This is a genomic window from Psychrobacter maritimus (genome assembly GCF_904846345.1).
Lineage (GTDB): Bacteria > Pseudomonadota > Gammaproteobacteria > Pseudomonadales > Moraxellaceae > Psychrobacter > Psychrobacter maritimus.
Map to the genome: position 1 here is coordinate 130,459 of NZ_CAJHAJ010000007.1, position 21,148 is coordinate 151,606.

The 21,148-nt window shown below is 44.5% G+C and carries 17 protein-coding genes; 11 read left to right on the plus strand and 6 right to left on the minus strand.

Translation table 11 applies throughout. From position 1 onward, the window contains the following. Nucleotides 1-104: 104 nt before the first annotated feature. On the minus strand, nt 105-773 hold the full coding sequence (locus tag JMX50_RS10640) for a hypothetical protein (protein WP_201629490.1): 669 nt from the start codon (nt 771-773) through the stop codon (nt 105-107). A 320-nt stretch (nt 774-1,093) separates the two neighbouring features. On the opposite strand from JMX50_RS10640, the gene dapC reads away from it, so the two are divergent. The 6 genes from dapC (at nt 1,094) to JMX50_RS10670 (ending at nt 9,065) form a co-directional block, all read left to right on the plus strand. Next, complete coding sequence (gene dapC, locus JMX50_RS10645) at nt 1,094-2,350, plus strand: succinyldiaminopimelate transaminase (protein WP_201629491.1); 1,257 nt, start codon at nt 1,094-1,096, stop codon at nt 2,348-2,350. Between the two features lie 263 nt (nt 2,351-2,613). Next, complete coding sequence (locus JMX50_RS10650; protein WP_201629492.1) at nt 2,614-4,698, plus strand: DUF294 nucleotidyltransferase-like domain-containing protein; 2,085 nt, start codon at nt 2,614-2,616, stop codon at nt 4,696-4,698. A 95-nt stretch (nt 4,699-4,793) separates the two neighbouring features. Beyond that, on the plus strand, nt 4,794-5,399 hold the full coding sequence (locus tag JMX50_RS10655) for a 3'-5' exonuclease (RefSeq protein WP_201629493.1): 606 nt from the start codon (nt 4,794-4,796) through the stop codon (nt 5,397-5,399). Nucleotides 5,400-5,539: 140 nt separating this feature from the next. Beyond that, the gene (locus tag JMX50_RS10660) at nt 5,540-7,732 is read left to right on the plus strand and encodes a D-alanyl-D-alanine carboxypeptidase (protein ID WP_201629494.1); all 2,193 of its coding nucleotides are present in this window, start codon (nt 5,540-5,542) and stop codon (nt 7,730-7,732) included. A gap of 78 nt (nt 7,733-7,810) precedes the next feature. Continuing rightward, complete coding sequence (locus JMX50_RS10665; RefSeq protein ID WP_201629495.1) at nt 7,811-8,341, plus strand: ABZJ_00895 family protein; 531 nt, start codon at nt 7,811-7,813, stop codon at nt 8,339-8,341. Between the two features lie 175 nt (nt 8,342-8,516). After that, nucleotides 8,517-9,065: a DUF421 domain-containing protein gene (locus tag JMX50_RS10670; RefSeq protein WP_201629496.1), complete on the plus strand. Its 549-nt coding sequence runs from the start codon at nt 8,517-8,519 to the stop codon at nt 9,063-9,065. 143 nt (nt 9,066-9,208) lie between these two features. Here the strand turns inward: JMX50_RS10670 and JMX50_RS10675 are convergent, their stop codons facing one another. Continuing rightward, nucleotides 9,209-9,655 carry a DUF2147 domain-containing protein gene (locus tag JMX50_RS10675; protein ID WP_201624145.1) on the minus strand — a complete coding sequence of 149 codons (447 nt, stop codon included), beginning with the start codon at nt 9,653-9,655 and terminating at the stop codon, nt 9,209-9,211. A gap of 325 nt (nt 9,656-9,980) precedes the next feature. Here JMX50_RS10675 and rlmH point away from each other — a divergent pair, with 325 nt between their 5' ends. Beyond that, a complete protein-coding gene (rlmH, locus tag JMX50_RS10680; protein WP_201624147.1) occupies nt 9,981-10,469 on the plus strand; it encodes a 23S rRNA (pseudouridine(1915)-N(3))-methyltransferase RlmH in 489 nt (162 codons plus the stop codon). A gap of 131 nt (nt 10,470-10,600) precedes the next feature. Then, entirely contained in the window at nt 10,601-11,521 is a 921-nt protein-coding gene (locus JMX50_RS10685) for a DODA-type extradiol aromatic ring-opening family dioxygenase (RefSeq protein ID WP_201629497.1), read from the plus strand. A gap of 64 nt (nt 11,522-11,585) precedes the next feature. Here JMX50_RS10685 and JMX50_RS10690 read toward each other — a convergent pair whose 3' ends face one another. Beyond that, a complete protein-coding gene (locus tag JMX50_RS10690; RefSeq protein WP_201629498.1) occupies nt 11,586-13,079 on the minus strand; it encodes an amidase in 1,494 nt (497 codons plus the stop codon). A gap of 397 nt (nt 13,080-13,476) precedes the next feature. Beyond that, nucleotides 13,477-16,812: a DNA translocase FtsK gene (locus tag JMX50_RS10695; protein WP_201629499.1), complete on the minus strand. Its 3,336-nt coding sequence runs from the start codon at nt 16,810-16,812 to the stop codon at nt 13,477-13,479. A gap of 636 nt (nt 16,813-17,448) precedes the next feature. On the opposite strand from JMX50_RS10695, the gene trxB reads away from it, so the two are divergent. From trxB to JMX50_RS10710, 3 genes are all read left to right on the plus strand, one after another. Then, nucleotides 17,449-18,471, plus strand: a complete 1,023-nt coding sequence (gene trxB, locus JMX50_RS10700) for a thioredoxin-disulfide reductase (protein WP_201629500.1) — start codon at nt 17,449-17,451, stop codon at nt 18,469-18,471. Next, on the plus strand, nt 18,472-19,314 hold the full coding sequence (gene aat, locus JMX50_RS10705) for a leucyl/phenylalanyl-tRNA--protein transferase (protein ID WP_201629501.1): 843 nt from the start codon (nt 18,472-18,474) through the stop codon (nt 19,312-19,314). It abuts the gene before it with no gap. A 180-nt stretch (nt 19,315-19,494) separates the two neighbouring features. Beyond that, the gene (locus JMX50_RS10710) at nt 19,495-19,932 is read left to right on the plus strand and encodes a MerR family transcriptional regulator (RefSeq protein WP_201562140.1); all 438 of its coding nucleotides are present in this window, start codon (nt 19,495-19,497) and stop codon (nt 19,930-19,932) included. Nucleotides 19,933-19,996: 64 nt separating this feature from the next. Here the strand turns inward: JMX50_RS10710 and rimI are convergent, their stop codons facing one another. Together rimI and JMX50_RS10720 are read right to left on the minus strand one after the other, a co-directional pair. Further along, the gene (gene rimI / locus JMX50_RS10715) at nt 19,997-20,485 is read right to left on the minus strand and encodes a ribosomal protein S18-alanine N-acetyltransferase (protein WP_201629502.1); all 489 of its coding nucleotides are present in this window, start codon (nt 20,483-20,485) and stop codon (nt 19,997-19,999) included. A 196-nt stretch (nt 20,486-20,681) separates the two neighbouring features. Continuing rightward, on the minus strand, nt 20,682-21,148 hold a 467-nt coding region (locus JMX50_RS10720; RefSeq protein WP_265088595.1), incomplete at its 5' end, for an EF-Tu/IF-2/RF-3 family GTPase.

A 21,148-nucleotide genomic window follows, 5' to 3' on the forward strand; every position in this document is an offset into this window, starting at 1 on the left:
ATAGCTATCAAGCGTTTTTTTATAAGATAAAACCTGATTCATATAAAGAGGATATATATTTTAAAGCAGATTATCCAATCAACTATTTTATAAATCGCCTATTTCTATAACACACTTTTATAGATGATCTCACTGGCATTTTCTTTCAGCTCATCATCAGCAAGCTCTAACGGCAATGTTTGCGCTTTTAGCTGCTGTTGCCCAAGTATCAAGCGCCCAGCCTCCACTTCTTTTTGTAATAAGCGCTGCAAGCTTGCCAAACGAAACTTGCCATCGTAATATTCATAGATTTGCCGTAAAGAAATCGGCGCCTTGGCATGGACATCACGATATAGGCTGTCTGCGGCCAAAATCGTCATCTCATTGAGCAATTCTTCGCGCAATACATCGGCTTGATTGATTTTGCTTTGTAGATGGTTGGCAAATCGACCTTTAAAATAAAGCATCCCGATAAAAATCAGCGTCTGTATGGCAAATAAGCCAATATACTGCCATAAAGGCAGCGAAATATCTAACAGCTTGCTTAGCAGCATCAGTACCATCGCCACAATAACATAGCTGACCAATTGCCAAAGCAGCCACATCATAAAGCTATTATCGCCAAACCAAAACATCTGCCTTTCTTTTAACAACGTCAGCTGCTGCCGCGCTTGCCACCAGACATGCTCACGTTGTTTTAATTGCGCGTACAGCTCCGCACGCTGATTCCCATCAAAACCTTTGTCATTGATATCTTTAGCGCTGCGCTCATCAGTTTGTAAAACACTAGACATATCAAAGTATCCTTAAAATAATCTGTCGTTGCTGCGGACAGTTATTTTTTGCTTGGTTAATAAGTTACACCTGCTCAATCTTATCGATGCTTAACAGCATGATGAAAATTGGCTAGACTCAAAACTCATTGTTAAAACTCATTGTCATTACTCGTTGTTTTTCAAAAAGCGCCTATCTAAATCGCTTGAATAGGTTGCTTTTGATGGACAATGATAAGCATGAGAAGAAAAAGACAAAAAATAAGAGAAGTGCTACACTGCTCAAATGTAATTTTTCTTTATAACTTTATTATTAATTGTCCATTATAGTTAGCCTACTTATGAATCACAACTTAACGACCCTGCATCCTTACCCGTTCGCTAAGATGGCGACTTTACTTGCCAACAGTACGCCAGCCCATAACCACAGTGAAATTAAGCTGGGTATTGGGGAGCCAAAACATGAGCCACCCGCCTTTGTGTTGGACGTACTACGCGAAAACTTGGACAAAATAGGCCAATATCCAACCACTAACGGGCTGTTCGAGCTGCGCCAAACCATCGCTCATTGGCTAGAGAAGCGCTTCTTTTTAAATCATCTCGATCCTCATAGCCAAGTATTGCCAGTCATGGGCACGCGCGAGGCAATTTTTAGCTTGGTGCAAGCGGTGATTAACCATACACCAACCGAGTTATCCGAAGGCATTTCTAATCAGCCAGCCAGTAAAAAAACGCCGGAATCTGCGCAACCACCTACGGTTGTGATGCCCAATCCGTTTTATCAAATCTATGAGGGCGCGGCGATACTAGCGCAAGCGACGCCGTACTTTATGCCTTGCACCATTGATAATGATTTTAAAGGTAACTACCGCGCCGTACCAAAAGACGTCTGGACGCGCACGCAGTTATTGTTTGTCTGTAGCCCGAACAATCCAACTGGCTCAGTGATGACCATGGACGATTGGGAGTACCTATTGCGTTTATCAGACCAATACAGTTTTATCATTGCCAGTGACGAGTGTTATAGCGAGCTGTATTTTGATAGCGCGCCGATTGGTCTATTGCAAGCTTGCGCAGCACTCGGTCGTCATGACTTTAAAAACTGCGTGGTATTTCACTCTTTATCTAAGCGTTCAAACTTGCCCGGTCTGCGTTCAGGCTTTGTGGCGGGTGATGCCAATATTTTGCAGCCTTATTTGCAATATCGCACTTATCAAGGCTGCGCGATGCCGATACCGCATCAGCTTGCTTCCATCGCCGCTTGGGAAGATGAAAAGCACGTGGCGCATAATCGAGCACTCTACCAAGAAAAATTTGCCTTATGGATGTCGGAGCTCGGTGAATTACTTGATTTACGCATGCCAGAAGCAGGTTTTTACTTCTGGATAAAAGTGCCTGAGCAGTTTGATGGCGATGACGAAATCTTTGTCAAAGCCTTGTACGAACAAGCAAATATTCACGCGCTGGCTGGGCGTTACTTGTCACGTGAGGTCAATGGGGAAAATCCAGGACAAGGTTATGTACGCATTGCCTTGGTTGCCAGCGTTGAAGAAAGCCGCGAAGCCATCAGTCGCATTCGTCAATTGCTTGGCGCTTAAAAGCTCATATTAAAAACAAGCTTAAAAGCTTGTCGAAAGACAATTTAAGCGCTAGAACCACTGATAATTATTACTATACTACCAAGAAACCGCCAATAACCACAATATTATCATGGTTATTGGCGGTTTCTTGCTATGCTGTTTACCAAACAATGCTATAGTAAAAATAACGCGTCTCAGTTTCTTTATTTATTTAGTATCAGTAAAACTGTAAAACCTTTCTTATTAAACTGCTTACTAAATATGCCATCAAGGATGATGCCATGCCCCATCTTGATTTTACCCAGCCGCCCTTTGATGTATTAAGCGCGGCTGAACGCCAAAGTATCAAAAAAAACACCCAAATTCGTTATCTTGCTAAAGATGAGTACTTGCCTGCCGACGATTTGCAATACTTTTATGTGGTACTCAAAGGACAAATCGAGCAGCTGCTTAATGGTGAGTTTGTCGCGTCCTATTTAGGCAGCAATCATACCGACCATCTGAATAGCAACGATTGGTTTGACAGTCGGCGGCTACCAAAATCACTTATAGAAGGTGATTTGCCAGAAAGCAGCGAGCCAACTAACGCCCTCCTTAGCCGTGCTGAACCTACAAGTAAAAACCCGATATCACTCTACGATTTTCGAGCTATCGAAGACACGCTGCTGTTACAAGTCAATGGCGCAACTATTGATAAAATAAGTGCGCAAAATCATCTGGTGCGTCAATTACTATCAGAGGATTTACCCGAACGCCTAAAAGCATTGCAGCAGCGGCGTAGCAGCCAGAGCTTAAGTACCGCTAGCTACCATGGCTATAATGAGCAGCAAGAAGTGCAGCAGATTATGATGCAGCCGGTGATTGATGTCCGCTTATTGCCGGTGCATATCATCGACGCCACCAGCAGCCTATACGACGCTGCCCATATTATGACTAAGGAGGGGCTCAAGCATGTGTTGGTGCGACCGCTCAACCAATTAAGCCAAAGTAGAACACAAGCATACACGCAAACATTAGATAATGATTTAGATGGCGATTTAAATAGTAACTTAGACAGTGATAATGACCGTTTGCAAACTCCTGAGGCTTACTCTGGTCGCACGTTAGGCATTTTAACCGATACCGATATCTGCCGCGCAGTGAGCGACCAACAAAACCCTGCAACAACCCCTTGCCAGCGTTATGCGAGCTTCAATTTGCGTACTATCGATGCTCATGATGAGATTGGCGATGCGCTATTGACCATGACGCGCTACCGTATCCATAGGCTGCCGGTGATTGACGCTAATGGTGAAGTCGCAGGTGTACTGGGGCAAAGCGATATGCTCGCCCATATTGGGCATCATTCGCAGCTGATTAGTATTCAGATTGAAAAAGCAAAAGACTTGCCAAGCTTAGATACGGCGGTTGAGCTTATTGGGCGCTATATTCGCGCGCAGCATCAAAATGGGGTAAAAATCGGTAACGTCAGCCGCATGGTACAAACGCTTAACGCCCAGGTTTTTACCAAGCTGTGGCAGCTTATCGTACCTGATGAAGTAATGAAAAATACTTGCGTTATCGTCATGGGTTCAGAGGGTCGCGGCGAGCAAATCATGCGTACCGACCAAGATAATGCGCTGATTATCCGTGATGGTTATACCCATCCTGATTTGGCCCAGTTCGCTGAAACCTTTAACAATCATTTAGCCGCATTGGGTTATCCGCTTTGCGATGGCAATATCATGATGACCAATCCAATGTGGCGGCAGCCGCTTAAGCAGTTTGAAGCGCAGATTGGCTTATGGTTTAGAAATACCGACCCGATACACAGTATTTATCTGTCGGCGATATTAGATGGCGAGTATGTCTGCGGCGATGAGTCGCTGCTGACCCATGTCCGCGAACATTTAAAAATCGCCCACCGCCAGTCAGACCTGATGTTTGTACGTCAGTTCGCCCGTGCCGCTCTACAATTTGGCGATGTCGGTCAATGGTGGCAAAAGTTTGTGCCGCTACTTAGCGGTAAACCTAGCTCTTATGATATTGACCTTAAAAAAGCCGGTATTTTTCCGTTGGTACATGGTATTCGTACTTTGGCATTAGAAAACGATATTTTTGATGCGCCCAGTAGTAAAGGACGGCTAAAAGCCTTGGTGCAAGCGCGCGCCTTGACCCAGCAGCGCGCTGATACCCTGCTTGAGGCGTTAGAGTTTTTTATGGCGCAGCGTTTGTCCGTTGCGCTATTGACAGATGATAAGTATGCTCGGCACGTTGATCCGACAACTTTATCTGCCCTTGAGCGAGATTTATTAAAAGAGTGTTTGGCCGTGGTCAAAAGTTTTAAAGGTCAGCTCAGTCGTCATTATCAACTGGAATTTGGTTAGAAGCATTCCATGATTAATCAGGACCATTCAATTAGCACCATTACAATCAGCACCATTCAGTCAGCCAGTAAACAAAAAAAGGGAGCAAAAATAAAATGAGTTGGCTAAAACAATTATCTTCTCATTGGCAAAAGACACATTTGCAGCGCCCTGAGTTGGCATCGATGTTTGATAAACCTTTGGCTAATGAATGGGTAGCGATTGACTGCGAGATGACGGGTCTTAATCCAAAAAAGCATCACTTGCTGTCTGTCGCCGCGATTCATATTAATGGCAATAGCATCGATACGGGCAATGGTCTGCATCTGGTTTGCCGACCGCCTGTCATGCCTGACCGTGACACCATTGTGATTCATGGCTTACGCACCGCTGATGTCGAGCACGGCATGAGCTATGATGAGATGCTCGCTTTACTGCTGCCCTTTATTGATAATCGACCGATAGTTGGGTTTTGCCCGCAGATAGATACAGGGTTTTTGAACCCTTTGATTAAGCGCTATATGGGTACGACATTGCCTAACAAGATCATTGATGTGCGGTTGTTATACAGTCGGCGCATGGGCAATCTTGCTCAGGGCGACCCCAATCAATCGCAGCATTTGACCAAAATTTTAGCGCATTATGAGATTCCTGAGCTTGGCATTCATGATGCTTATAATGATGCCATTATGACCGCGATGGCGTTTTTGCATATGCGTTAAAATTGATGGCTAATAAACGATAAATACTAAAAAAATACATATTAAGCACTATTATTTATAACTTTGATAATTCTCCACTCAAAAACTTTTAAACCATTACCTTTAAGCCTGTTGACAGATTTTAGCCGTACGCTGCATTTATGCAAAGGCTGTACCTACGCGAAAATAGCAACTCATGTTACCATAGGGTGTTTTTGCCACCTGATGATAGACTGCTCATGCTACCCACTTCTAAAACTAATAATTGCCCTACTACTACTGCCAAATTGACGCCTTTTATTAAGCCGTTATGCTCGCTGAATCAGCCTGCTAAGTACCTAGCCACGTTATCCACGCTAGCATTATTTGCCAGTGCTATGTTGACACCACTATATGCGCAAGCTGCCCTGCCAGAAGCGATTCAAGCGGCGCTCACGCGAGCGAACCTAAGCGCTACCGATATCAGTATCGTCATTACGCCAGTTGGCGATAAAAATGCCAGTCGCTTGCCTGCGCCGATTCAGGTGATTAATAGCCCTAAGCAAGGTATTAGCAACTCTCACATCGATAGCCAGCCAAAATCATTAAGTGTTGATAATGTTTCTGCTGACCCTGATAGCATCAAAAGACAAGCAACTCAAAATAATAAGCCTAAAGAAGTAACGGTGTATCAAAGCCCGTTGGTTACTATCGAGAAGCAGACGATTAAGCAACACGAAAAACAGCTCCATGCTTATACCGATGACCCTTATACTTATCAAAGTTTAGAGAGCAGCCCCTCGCTACTGCCAGATGATGGACAATCAACATCTTCAGTGCCTAATCAGAATAGTGAAAATAATGGCAGTAACGTTACGACTAACAATATTAAAATCTCTTTCTCGCCATTACTAAGCCATCAAGCCAATATCGCGCGCACGCCTGCCAGCACCATGAAGCTGGTTCCAAGCTTTATTGCTTTAGATACTTTGGGCGCTGATTTTGTCTGGCATACCCGCGTTTATCATACGGGCATTATCATCGGCGATAAGCTCTATGGCGACTTGATTATTCAAGGTAGTGGCGACCCAAAAATGACCCACGAGCGCTTACAGCAATTACTTTATAAAGTGCAAACAGCTGGTATTCGCCATATTAACGGCGATATTATCGTCGATAGCGCAATCTTTAAAAATGTGACAAAAAACCCTGCTGCCTTTGATAGCTCACCGCTACGACCTTATAACGCCAGCCCTGATGGTTTTTTGGTTAACTTTAGCAGTATCGGTATCCAAAGCTACCCGCTAGATAATACGCGCGCACAGCTGACCTATACGCCGCAATTGGCAAATTATCAATTGCCTAGTATGATAAATATACGCTCAGCTGCCTGCGGTCAAGCGCGCTATAGCCTAGCGCCGCAGTGGCAACCGACCCAGCTGACGCTCAATGCCAATCTGCCCGATAGCTGCGGTGAGCATGCTTTTTATGTCGCCTATCCTGATGCCAAAGATTTCGCCGCCCGCGTCATTGCTTCTAAATGGCAGACGCTTGGCAACACATTAACTGGTAAGGTCATCAGCCAAGAAAAACCTTACCTTTCTAATAAAAATATTAAAGAAGGTAAGTCGCCACGCGGTCTGGCCGCTATTGCGATATCGCCGTTACCTATTGTCAGTTATCCCTCTTTAAACCTTACCCAGCAGATTTATGATATCAATCACTTCTCTAATAATGTGATGACTGAGCAAGTGGCACTCTCTATTGGCGCTTATGATAAAGCCGGTATTAATAGAAATGGTATTAATAAAGCTGGCAGCGATAAAGTAAACGCTGATAAAGCGGGCGTTAATAAAGTAGACGTTAATCAAGAAAGCACTGATAAAGATAAAGTCATTCATCAGCAAGCAACGAGCTTATATCAATTTGGTCAGCCACCAGCGACCGATTATTCACAAGCGCTACAAGCGATCAATCATTGGTGGCAAACCAAGCTGACTACGCCGCCGCCCCATTTAACCAATGGCTCAGGGCTCTGCCGCGACTGTACCATCAGTGCCGAAAATTTAAGTGAGCTATTAACCTACGCTTATGCGCAACCAAGCTTTGATGCTTACGTGAGCTCATTAGGTATCGCTGGCGTCAGTGGTACGATTAGCGCCCATAGTGAGCGCTTGCCCGAATCGCAAGCCATCGGTCGCGCTTGGATAAAAACCGGCACGTTAAATAACGTTACCTCGATGGCAGGCTATGTTAAAGGCTTATCTGGACAGGATTATGTAGTGGTCGGATTGATTAATAGCGACCAAGCACTCAACGCTTATACTGCTAGACCTGTATTAGATGCGATGCTTGATTGGACGGCGCAGCATTGATAATGGAGTATTAGCTGCTATTTTTCTAGCGCTATTTGTTTTAAAACCTTATGCTCACCCCTTTATAAAGGTCATTTTATGTCACGTAAACCAACGCAGCTTAGCAAGTCTCCCAGTAGGTCAGGAGCTAGTCAGTCGGGAAGCAAGACACCGCTATCAAGCCCAAAAGCCACTCAACCTAAGATGGCGCAATATGTTGGTTTTTTTGCCGTTGGTTATATACTTGCCAGCGCCATATTTATGATAATTCAAACCAAACTTGCCTTAAACTCGCAATTGGTCACAGTCATCTCTATCGTCATCGGCGCTTATATTGCCGTGCATAAATTTATCAAACATCAACAGCGCGCGCTAGATAGAGGCGAGATTAACCGCTTAATGTTTGGCGGCGTTGCAGTGGTTTGGCTACTGACGATTATTTATTTCTTGGGCATCTGGTTTTTCTTATTTGATGCGGTGAGCCGTGAAGTGTTGATGGAGATGAGCATGCAGCAGCCACTACCACTGCTTTCAGCATTGGTCATGATATTGGTGCTGAGCTTGGTCAGTGCGCGTATTAGCATTTGGGCCGTCAATCGCTTACTTGACCCTAAGCGCAAAACCATTTAATTATTATTGAAATACTTAGCGCTTTTAAATAGCCAGTAACCTTACCTATTTATCACTATCCAAGCGCATACAAAGTTTTTGTCCTATGCATGAGTAAATTACGGTACGCTGTTTCTATAAGGTTTCATGTTAAGTAGTATTTAAGTGACATAAACAATCAATAGGAGCTCAAGCAATGGACATGCTTTTTTTCGACAATATAGACAAGCTCGGACGTATCGTGCTGACGGCGGTAACGGTTTACGTTTTGATTGTCATCATCACTAAAGTCTCTGGAAAACGCTCCACCTCGCAGCTTAATAACTTTGATTGGATTGTCACCGTGATGATTGGCTCACTCGGTGCCAGCACTATTTTGCTTAAAGACATTCCACTTATCGAAGGTATATCCTCTATCTTGGTGCTGTATGTCATGCAGTTTTTGGTCACCAAATACGCCTCTATTTCACCGCAATTTAGCAGCTTTATTTTATCCGAGCCGCGTATTGTCTTTTATCAAGGGCAGTTTTTACCCGATGCGATGCGTGCTGAGCGCTTGACCCGTCAAGAGCTTGAATGTGCTATGCGTTCTGAAGGGGTGAACAATTTCGATGATGTCGAGGCCATCGTTTTTGAATCGGATGCTCAGCTGACCATTATTCCAAAACCTACCTCTTCTGATAACAATGACAATCATCAAAGCGAAGAAAACACGGTATCAGAAACCATCGCCCCGCTTATGTAAAATAATTGGCAAAAGTTAAAGATTGATAAAAGCTAAAACATAAAAAAGGATAGCCGCTATAAATCGACTATCCTTTGCTTTTAACTTCAATGATTACTAACCGCTATAATCGTTATTTATCAAAAACAATTCTAGTGCGGAAACTACTTAATACGCTGCCACGTTTGCGAGCGACCAAAGACTGGGGTACCGACAAAGCCGCGGAGCTTTAGACTTTGACCATTATCACTTAGGGTCAATTTGCCAGAATAGGTTTTACCGGATTCAGGGTCGACCAGCTTGCCATCACTCCATTGGTTATTACCATCCGCTTTTAAGCCTGAGAGTATCTGTAAGCCTTCAACCGGTTTGTTTTTTAGGCTACCAGGACATTTGGTACAAAGCGCATCCGCCTTTTCTTTATTCAGCACTTTAATGATTTTCCCTGACACTTTACCGCCGCTTTCCGTTAACTGAATGACGGCCTTTTTTTCGCCGGTTTTATCATCGATGGTTTGCCATTGCGTGCCATTTAACGAAACAGCAAACACAGAAGTAGAGAGCAGCGCGCCTGCGCTAAGGGCAATTAGACTTGATATAGTGCGTTTCATGAACGACTCCTTTCGTTTAAAAAAATGTTTCAAACTGTCTTTTGGTTTATCATAAAGACCTCACAGTGTTGCTCGTTATTTTATGACTGGTTTTATAGCTTGGGTCATTACTTGTTCATTTACTTTATTGCTTTTAACGTTCTGCCACTATTTTTATAGTGCAGAGTTTCATAATGATAAGCAAAAACCGGTAAAATAAAGAACAACTGTTTGTCGAATGCTAGTAAAGCACAAAATTATGCGTTGTAAAAGGTCTGTTTGTTACAATAACTTAAGCGCAGAATTCTTTTGTTACATTTACTCAATGATCAAAGTGGTATGTATTATGAAAGTAAGAATATTGACCGTCGGTAATAAAATGCCCAAGTGGGTACAGACCGGTTTTGATGAATATTTCAAACGTATTCAACCGATGCTTAGCACCGAAATCGTAGAAATTGCGGCGGCAAAACGCGCCAAAAATCCGTCAGATGCCAATTTGGCGCAATATCGTGAGCAAGAGGGTCAGGCAATATTAGCCGCCCATGCGGCAGGAGGGCGTGAGCAACTTTGGGTGCTGGATGTCAAAGGTAAGATGCTCTCTACCGAACAGTTGGCCGATAAATTGGCCGATGGCATGCAGCAAGGCGACGATATTGCCCTAGTCATCGGCGGTGCTGACGGCGTATCGCCAGAAGTATTGGCAAAAGCCGATGTAAAATGGTCGTTATCCGCGCTGACCCTACCGCATCCACTGGTGCGCGTGGTACTGATGGAGCAGCTTTATCGGGCGATGAGTATCAATCATAATCATCCTTATCACCGCGGTAATTAAAAGTAGTAATTAAAATGCCTACAAAGATTGTTTATTTGCTATAGAAGAATAACTGCATTACCTAAAAAACAATGAGTAATCGTAATCGCAAAACAGATTGAAATATAGGCGCGCGCCCTAATACATGCTACATGAAACATCCTAAACCTGCAGTACCTAAAGCATTCAACGCTCATACGCAAGCTGATGACAAGCGCCAACATCTAACGAACTCAAAGCCGACGCCTATCACGGCAGCGGCTGCTTGGGCAGATGCGCCTGCGATATCGAGGGCAGCGACAGTATCGAAGCGACCAAAATTGCCCGCGCTATTTATCTCGCATGGGGCGCCGACGCTTGCAATCGAGCAGTCAGCAACTACTAGCGCGCTAGCACGCATTGGGCAAAATTTACCTAAGCCGCGCGCTATTATCATTATGTCGGCGCATTGGCAGTCGGCAAAGCTTGAAATCAGTAGCAATCCACAACCAAAAACTTGGCATGATTTTTCCGGCTTTACGCCTGAGCTGTATGATTTGCAATACCCTGCCGCCGGACAACCAGCGCTTGCTGAAACCTTGGCACAGCAATTGACGGCGCGCGGTATTACCTGCCGCGTAAATCCTTTGCGCGTTAGTGACCATGGGGTCTGGGCGCCGCTTTTGCATCTGTATCCAGAAGCTGATATCCCTATCGTGCAAATATCGCTACCACGGCATTATGACAGTGTCGCTTGTTATCAATTGGGCGCGCAACTGGCGCAATTACGAGACGAGCAAATCCTCTTGATTGGCTCAGGAAGTATCACCCATAATTTGCAAGCACTACGCTGGCAAGCAGAAAGTATCGATAAAACTGCTAGAGACTTTAAAGTCTGGTTATTGCAACAACTTAAAACAGACATTCCGAGCGCCTTAGACTGGCAGCAGTATCCTAATTATCAAAACGTACACCCAAGCGATGAGCACCTACTACCGCTATTCTTTGCTTTAGGTGCGGGTCAACGCGTCTCTGTGGTGCACCAAAGCATGGCGCACCATAGCTTGGGTATGGATATTTATCGTTTTGATTAAGCTGTCTTAATCAAAACGCTTTTTATAAAATACATTTATTAGAAATCATTTCGAGCATATAAGACTACTTCTCAAAGGCAGGTTTGGTAAATAACCCCGCGCGCTCCATTTCACCAGCAATACTAAATAGCGTCGTTTCATCATTCATACGCCCAATCAGCTGCATACCAATCGGCAAGCCTTTTTTGCTCATCCCAACAGGCAATGACATTGCTGGTAGCCCCGTAACATTACCTAATAAAGTAAAACCCATTTTACCGAGTACGGGTGAGCTAAGCTTTTCAATCACGCCTGAGCTAAAGGCATATTTGCCCATATCAATGCCTTTATTTAGTAAACCTGCGCTACGCATGAGCATCTCATCCATACGGCTTGGCGGTAGCACGCCGTGTTTAACGGCAGGGGTCGGTACGGTTGGGCACAAAATCATATCGTAAGTTTCAAGCAATAGACCGGTTTGATATTGGCTATGATGCCAGCCATGCTTAGCATGCGCCAAATCAACGGCGGATAATGAGCGTCCGAGCATCGCCATATTATAGGTTTGTGGCTCAAGGTTTTGGATATGCTGCGCGCCATAGCAGCGCTCGACATAATCGATGGTAAAGGCGGTATGGGCGCAGACTACCACTAAAAAATCATGCCAGAACTGCTCAATATTGATATTAGGCTCAGCCGGTATCACGCGATGTCCCATGGCTTCTAGCTGCTTAGCGGTCTGCTCTAATACAGCGAGTACCTCTTTATCAACCACGGCATTGGCCACCAATGGCTGTTGATGCAGGGCAATGGTTAATTGCCGTGGTGCGCGCATCGCTGCTTGCAAAAATGTCCCATCGGGCGGGGCAATGATAAAAGGCGCACCGATTTCCGCACCGCTAGTCGCATCTAGCATCGCTGCGCTATCACGTACAGAGCGCGTAATTACGTGATCAGCAACCGCTCCTTCCCAGCCTTCACCAATGGCTGGACCCATCGGATTACGACCACGGCTAGGTTTGAGTCCAAACGCGCCGCACCATGCAGCAGGAAAGCGTATTGAACCGCCGCCATCACCCGCGCCTGCCATCGGTACGATACCACTTGCCACAGCCGCTGCACTACCGCCCGATGAACCACCAGAGCTATAGCCTTTTTTAAACGGATTATGGGTGGCGCCATGCGCTTTTGGTTCAGTGGTAATAATCAAACCAAACTCAGGCGTATTGGTTTTACCAAAAGTATTTACGCCGCTGGCTTTCATGCGTTTAACGATTTCACTGTCATCATCAGGCACGATGTTGACGCTACGGCTACCCATGGTAATTGGCTCATCCGCAAAATAGAAAGATAAGTCTTTGAGTAAATAAGGCACGCCGTTAAATACGCCTGCTGGTAAGCCTTTTTGTGCCGCGGCATAAGCGCGCTCATCAAAACGATGGATAATAGCGTTTAATTTAGGATTAAGCTGATTGGCTTGCTCAACTGCTGCATCGAGCAATTCTTTGGCGCTGACTTCCCCTGCATTGACCAATGCTGCCAGCGCTATCGCATCATATTGGGTATATTCTTTAAACATAACTGACCTTCCTTGGAGAGTAATTGCGTTAAGGTGTATTCTTAGAATTTATGGATATTTATCTGCTAAACCATCACCAGTTTAGTATAAAAAGCCGCTGTTTATAATCGATAAACAAACTCATTAGTCATTCGGGTATTAGGGCGTGTCCTCAATTCAATCGATAGTCATCTAAATGGGCTAAAAATGGCTAAATGAAATAAGTACAAGTATTATAACGCGCTACTGGTATTAATTTCCCTTGCTTGCTGTGCCTACGCAGACAGAGGCTGCGCAAAATGAATACCAGTAGCTCTGCGTTCATTTTATAGCGGATCGCCTATATCATCTTTTCCCAATAAAAAAGACGAGTCACTTTCGTCACTCGTCCTTTTTGCTATCTAATGATATCTAAGCGCTACATCAACAGTTCACGCTTACCACTTTTACCCATAGAACTGACCAAGCCAGCCTCTTCCATTGAGTCAACGATACGCGCGGCGCGGTTATAGCCGATACTAAATTTACGCTGAATACTAGACGCTGATACTTTACGCGTTTCCATAATAAATGCCACGGCATCATTATAAAGGTCATCATCTTCGCCAGAAGCATTGGCTGCACTAGCACCACCGCCAGGACTCATTAATTCAAAATTACCCGCCATATTATCAATATAATCGGGCGCACCGCGTTCACGCCACGCGTCACAGACACGGTTGACCTCTTCATCACTGACATACGCGCCATGCACACGGTCAGGCTCAATTTGCCCTGGTCCTAAAAACAGCATATCACCATTACCAAGCATATCTTCAGCACCGCCGCTGTCTAGAATAGTCCGTGAATCCACTTTTGAGTTCACCCGTAACGCTGCACGCACCGGAATATTGGCTTTAATCAAACCAGTAATGACATCGACCGACGGACGCTGGGTGGCAAGCATTAAATGAATCCCTGCTGCCCGCGATTTTTGTGCAAGACGAGTGATAAGCTCTTCGGCTTGCTTACCGACTTGCATAATCATATCGGCAAACTCATCGGCGACAATGACAATCATCGGCAAGGTTTTTAGCTTTGGCGCTTGGCTAATACTAACGCTATCATTGGGACGCCATAAAGGATCCAGCATCGGATTGCCCGATTTTTCAGCAGCGATGACTTTTTTATTGAACTCGTTAAGTTTACGCACCTTTAATAAGCTCATCAGCTGATAACGGCGCTCCATCTCTGCCACGCACCATGACAAGGCACTGGCCGCTTCCGTCATATCAGTGACCACTGGCGTTAGCAGATGCGGAATATCGTTGTAGTTGGCAAGCTCAAGCTGTTTTGGATCAATCAAAATAAGGCGCAGCTCATTCGGCGTATATTTTAGCAGCATCGACAGTAGCATCGAGTTGACCAAGACCGATTTACCAGAGCCTGTGGTACCAGCGACCAACATATGCGGCGCACGAGCAAGGTCAGTAATAATCGGATTACCGCCGATGTCTTTACCCATCGCCATACTGATTTGGGCTTTAGGATCGTTAAATTTCTCCGTATTTAACAGCTCAATCAAACGTACCATTTCGCGCTGCTTGTTTGGCACCTCAATACCAATATACGGCTTACCCGGAATAACCTCGACCACACGCAAGGACGCCATCGATAACGAACGCGCCAAATCGCGTGAAATGCCCGTCACTTTACTGGCTTTTACCCCAGCAGCAAGCTCTACTTCAAAGCGCGTTACTACCGGCCCTGGGATGGCATTAACCACCGACGCTTTTACATTAAACTCTTGCAGCTTAATCTCTAACAATTCCGATAATTGCTCAAGCTCAGCCAATGTATAGCTCGGCTTACGGTCAGGGTCAGGCTTGTCTAAAATAGAAATCTCAGGGATAGGTGTAAGGCTACTGCGATAGGCAGCCGTTTGCATCGAGCGTGATTTTTGACTGAAGGCGGCATCATCACTAATATGCGGCATCACAGGCAGGTCAGCTCGACTGTCATCTTCTGGCATCATGTCAGCAATATGATTGCTACTATCGCCTTCTGGCACCGCAAAGCTTACCGTAGGTTTAGTGGCGGTGACCGGCGAAGTATTTGTTTGTGCAACGCTAGCTGTCGCTGTAATACCAGTTGCTGTAAGACCAGTTGCTGCTGTCGGCGCGAGTTTAGGATTGGCAGGCGGCGTATTGGTCGGTGTCATATCAGTAACTTTAGCAACGTCACCAACTGCATCGACTGGCGCAGCAAAATCTACTGCCGATGTACTGACTGTTTCAGGCTTAGCTAAAGGCTCAGTATCATAAGAAGAATCGGGTTGTTCGATAGACCAACTTTCAGAAAGTTCATCTATTGAGTCAGCAACCACATTATTTGATGAATTATTATCTAATGAATGATCCGCTTTCTGTTCCTGTATCACTGTGTCAAACGAGGTGTCTAATACCGGCGTTTCAATCAAGGTTTTATCTTCTTCTAACTCAGGCGCGACTGGAGCCGCCGCATGTTCTGCTAGCCAAGCATCAACTAAGCTATCAACTGCTGAGCTATCGACTGCTAAACTATCAACGCTTTCTGTCATTTCATCTTGATCAGCAGCATCATTAACAGTATTATCAGAAGTATTAGGCGCTGCAGTATATTTATCGAAGCCTTGGACGTTCGTGTTTGAAGCAGCAGCTGCATCATAAACAAACGTATCTTGACCAGCAATGGCCTCACTTGCCAACAAATCATCGACCGTATCGGCATCATTCCAAGCAAAACTTGGTTCAACTTTGCGCGCAGGCGCCATCACAGGATTTGCGGCAGGCGCTGACACTTGCTGTTGGTTAACATGACTAAAACTGCTTGCATTAGCTGAAGCCGTTTGTAATTGCTCATCCTGCGCTGTGCTGCTGGTTGCAGTTTGTGCCACTGCTGCCGCGGCCGACATGGATGCTTTGACGCTAGCACCTAGACCCGACGTCGCTAAAAAATCTTTCAACACGTTATTAAAACGACCGCTTTTATCGGCTGTTTGAGCATGATTTGCATGGTCAGCAGTTGGCAAATCTAATGGTAACTGCTCAAATGCTGCCGCCGCTTTTTCATCGCTCACACTTTCATCATTTTGCTGTTGTTCAGACGCTGTCTGCGCGGCTTGTCTATTATCGCGTTTACTATCATTATCTTGGAGCGCAGCATCACGCCATGACCATGTCTTAATTTTTTGATAAATCGCCAGCCAATGAATATTAAAGGCAAAAGTCGCGGTAATTATCACAAATACCGTTAAAAAGGTCACACTGCCCCACTGCGATAAGAGCTGTGCCAAACGTGCTTGCAACTCAAGGCCAATAATACCACCAGCAACGCCTTTGAGCCCGGACACCATCGGATCTGCCACTTGCTGTACTAAGGCTACCAATTGCGCAAACAAGGCACTGGCACTTAAGAGCAAAAACACATAGGCAACTAAGCGCAATAACCAAAACGTTGGTTTGTTATCCCACCAAATCAGCACCGACTCATAAACCAAAAACGCCAGCAACCACCAAGCTCCAAAACCAAAGAAGCTATAGAGCAAATCTGACAGCCACGCGCCCATCTCGCCGCCCATATTATTCACGGCAGTCATATCACTACTGATGTGCGACCAGCTCGGATCATTACCGGTATAAGTCATCAAAATGACGAATAAATAAACCGCCAGTATTAACCCAAGCAGGGTAAATATGCCCTTTTTTAAATACTCAATAAGTGGTGCTGATATCACGTAAGATCTGCCTTGTTGTTAATACTCGTTATTAATATTAAATGGTCGCCAGTTTATGAATAAAGCTAGTTATGCTTACTATACTGAAATGGTTTTATGCTGATAAGTGACAATATACCAATATAAGTAAATCACTTACTCTAGCTACTACTACCCCTTGCATAACTTCTTATAATAACAAATACATAGGCGTAGTGGCGACAGTGTTATCAAGAAAGAGGGTAAGAAAATAAATCTATCAGTGGTTTAGCAAAAAATGCGCTCATTAACCGAACATTCGCCACACCTTTGCGTAATAAATGACTGAGCGCTAAAAGAAATATGATTATTTTTAGGCATTGCTTTTTAATTCAGTATTTTTAGATGCCGTATTTTTAGCTGGCATGTTTTCAGGCATATTTTCAAGCTTATGATGCTTTGATTCTAATGATACCCATATTCGTTTTAGCAAACTTGCACTTTTTGCTATCTGCCCTTATGTTATTATCACATAGCAATGAGAAAAACCATATTCATAGCTACTTTTAGCGACTATCTTTTATAATATTTGTCATTTATACGACGCATTTTTATCATTCTAATTTTTATATCTTTCATTCTAATCGCTCTTATTTTGATAGCTAGCAAGGAAATTTTATGGCAACTGATAATACGGCTCCACGCCACGAAAAATTGATTATTTTAGGTTCAGGTCCTGCCGGTTATGCCGCGGCCGTTTATGCTGCACGTGCCAACCTAAAGCCTGTGATGGTGACTGGTATGGAAGTGGGCGGTCAGCTGACCACCACCACTGAGGTCGATAACTGGCCGGGCGATGCTCATGATTTAACCGGTCCTGCGCTTATGGATCGTATGAAAGCCCATGCCGAGCGCTTTGGTACTGAATTGGTTTATGACCATATCAATGAGGTTAATCTTAATGAGCGTCCTTTTACCTTGATTGGTAATAACGGCAGCTACACTTGTGATGCCCTAATTATCTCAACGGGTGCCTCTGCGCAGTATTTAGGCTTAGAGTCAGAAACCAAATTCCGTGGTTTAGGTGTATCGGCTTGTGCCACCTGTGATGGCTTCTTTTATAAAGACCAAAAAGTCGCCGTTATTGGCGGTGGTAATACCGCCGTTGAAGAAGCTTTATATTTATCAAACATCGCTTCTGAAGTCACTTTAGTCCATCGCCGCGACAGCTTGCGCTCTGAGAAAATCTTGCAAGATAAGCTGTTTGAGAAAGCCCGAAACGGTAACGTCAAAATCGAATGGAACCATAAAGTTAAAGAAGTGGTCGGCGATGATATGGGCGTCAATGGTCTAATCATAGAATCTATGATTGATGGCAGCACCAAGCAATTAGATACCATGGGTATGTTTGTCGCCATTGGCCATAAGCCAAACACAGAGTTGTTTAAAGGCCAGTTGGAGATGAAAGACGGCTATCTTGTTGTTAATAGTGGCCTAAATGGTAATGCCACTCAAACCAGTATCGAAGGCGTATTTGCCGCTGGTGACGTGGCCGACCACGTTTATCGTCAGGCCATTACTTCTGCGGGCACTGGCTGTATGGCAGCGCTTGATGCCGAGAAATACTTGGATGCTATCGGTGAGACGGTTGCAACCGATCATACGTATGCGTCGACATTGACTGCTGATAAAGAAGCATAAATGAGCAACTTTGCTAAAGAAGACAGTCGCATTGATATCGATGTCAATGCGACTGATATAACGCCTGAGACCTTCCGTAAGCACATCAGAAGTCTTGGGCGTTACAACTTCCCTGACCCTACGATGGTTGATCCTGATGACATTGGTATCGTTGCCGTTGGCGGAGATTTAGCGCCTAAAACGCTGATTTCTGCTTACGCGCAGGGATTATTTCCGTGGTTTAATGAAGATGAACCTATCGCTTGGTGGTGTCCAGAGCCGCGCTGTATTATGCTGCCCACTGACTATAAGCCCAGTAAATCGCTGCGCAAGCAAGCGGGTCGCGAGCGTTGGCAATTAACCCTGAATCAAGCGTTCGATGACGTTATTCATGCTTGTAGTCTACCGCGTAGCGACGGTAACAATGACACGCTGCCCGAGGGCGAACATACTTGGATTCATAGCGAGATGATTGACGCCTATACCGAGCTGCATGCTCAAGGCTTTGCGCATAGCATTGAAGTTTGGGATGATCAGCAGCAGTTGATTGGCGGTTTATATGGCTTAAAGATAGGCGGTATTTATTTTGGTGAATCGATGTTTCATATTGCGTCTAATGCGTCAAAGCTCGCCTTTTGGGGCTTGATGCGTTTATGTGCCCAAAGCAAGGTCGAGTTGGTAGACTGTCAGTTGCCAAATGAGCATCTGTTGAGCTTGGGCGCTGAAACCTTGCCGCGTGCTGACTTTTTAGCGCAGTTAGATACCCTTATTGGCAGCCGTTCAGTCAAATGGCAAAAAGGCTCTCATCAACCTCTAGCCGTATCATTACTTGATAAACCACAGCCGTGGCAATTAAAAATATAACGCAAATTAACAAGGCAAAATTGCTCGGTTTAGATAGTGAGCGTATTTATTGCTTTCCAATATAACTTTAAACAAGCTATCTTTAAACAAACATAGCTTTAAACAAACATAGCTTTAAACAACGCTTCCAATCATCATTTATACAATAAGTAAGTTAAATATTTTACTTACGAGGTTAGCATGGCACCTGATACCGCATTTTTATTGATTGGTACACTGGCGACCGAGGCCAATACCACCAAAGATACCATTCGTCATTACGACCAACTGGGGCTACTAAAATCTCGCAAACGCCAAGCAGGGTCACGGCTTTATACCGAGTTTCATCCAGAGTGCGTTGAGCGTATTGAGCTTATTAAAAGCGCCCAAGCCATCGGTTTTACGCTGACTGAAATCAAAGATAGCCTTAATGATTATTATGATGGCCAGCTCGATATTGATTTACAGCTAAGTCTTACCCAGCAGAAACTTGCCCAAGTTAAAAAACAGCAAGCGACCATTGGCTTAATGATAGAGATGTTGGCTGAACGTATTGAGGTTCTTGAGCGCATGAAAGCAGACAGTGATTATAAGCTCAATGTTGAAATCTGTAAAAAGAAAATACCCTCACAACCCTAGTCAAGTTACCGGCAAACATATTAACTTTATCTTCAAGCAGAATCATCAGCGTTAATTATAACTATTAAACATAAACGCGCTGCATAATTAACGCATCAACTGCTGGCTGGTGTGGCACTTGATAATAGTTTTTACGCGTATGAATCACGGCAAACGCTTGCTGCTCATATAAAGCAATCGCAGGCGCATTATCTGCCCGCACCTCTAATAATAAGCTCTCTACCTGATTGCTTATTAACTCTTCATTTAATTGTGCAAAAATTTGCGAGGCGATACCCTGACGCTGATAGTCAGGATGGGTGCCGATACGCAATATTTCTGCTTGCTCAAAAATAACTTGATAGAGGCAGTAGCCGACGGCTTTATTATTATCGGCTTTATCTTCTTGTTCATAAACCATCAGCATATGCATACTGTCTTGCGCAAGCATCTCAACTAGCGTCTGATACGTCCATGCGTCGTGCGGCTGTACTAGTAATTCGATATTTGCCACGGCTTCAATCGTTTGTTGCTGCTTTGCTGTATGGGTTGTTAGCTTTTCGATAATAAACACAGCTTTTCCTTTTATTATTCTTATCTACGTTCACTTAAATTTAATAACACTCGTTCTATCTTAAATGTTTATTATTACTTAATCATCTGACTTCAAGATAAAGCGCCCACAAAAAAAGCCACCCTCTTACAAGGATGGCTTTTTTCTTACTGCTTACCGTTATCAGATTGCTCTAATAGCGTTAGTGTTTTAATGCTTAGCTAAGTACGTTAGCAACAACACCAGCGCCTACCGTACGGCCGCCTTCACGAATAGCGAAGCGTAGACCTTTGTCCATAGCGATTGGGTGGATAAGCTCTACGCCCATCTCAACGTTATCACCAGGCATGACCATTTCAGTACCGTCTTGTAATTGGATTGCGCCAGTTACGTCAGTGGTACGGAAGTAGAACTGTGGACGATAGCCGTTTAGGAATGGTGTGTGACGACCACCCTCTTCTTTTGACAGTACGTATACTTCAGCGTCAAACTTGGTATGCGGGGTGATTGAACCTGGCTTAGCAAGTACTTGGCCACGTTGTACGTCTTCACGTTTGGTACCACGTAGTAGTACGCCACAGTTTTCGCCTGCACGACCTTCGTCAAGCAGTTTACGGAACATCTCTACACCAGTACAGGTGGTTTTTTGCGTGTCACGGATACCAACGATTTCGATCTCGTCAC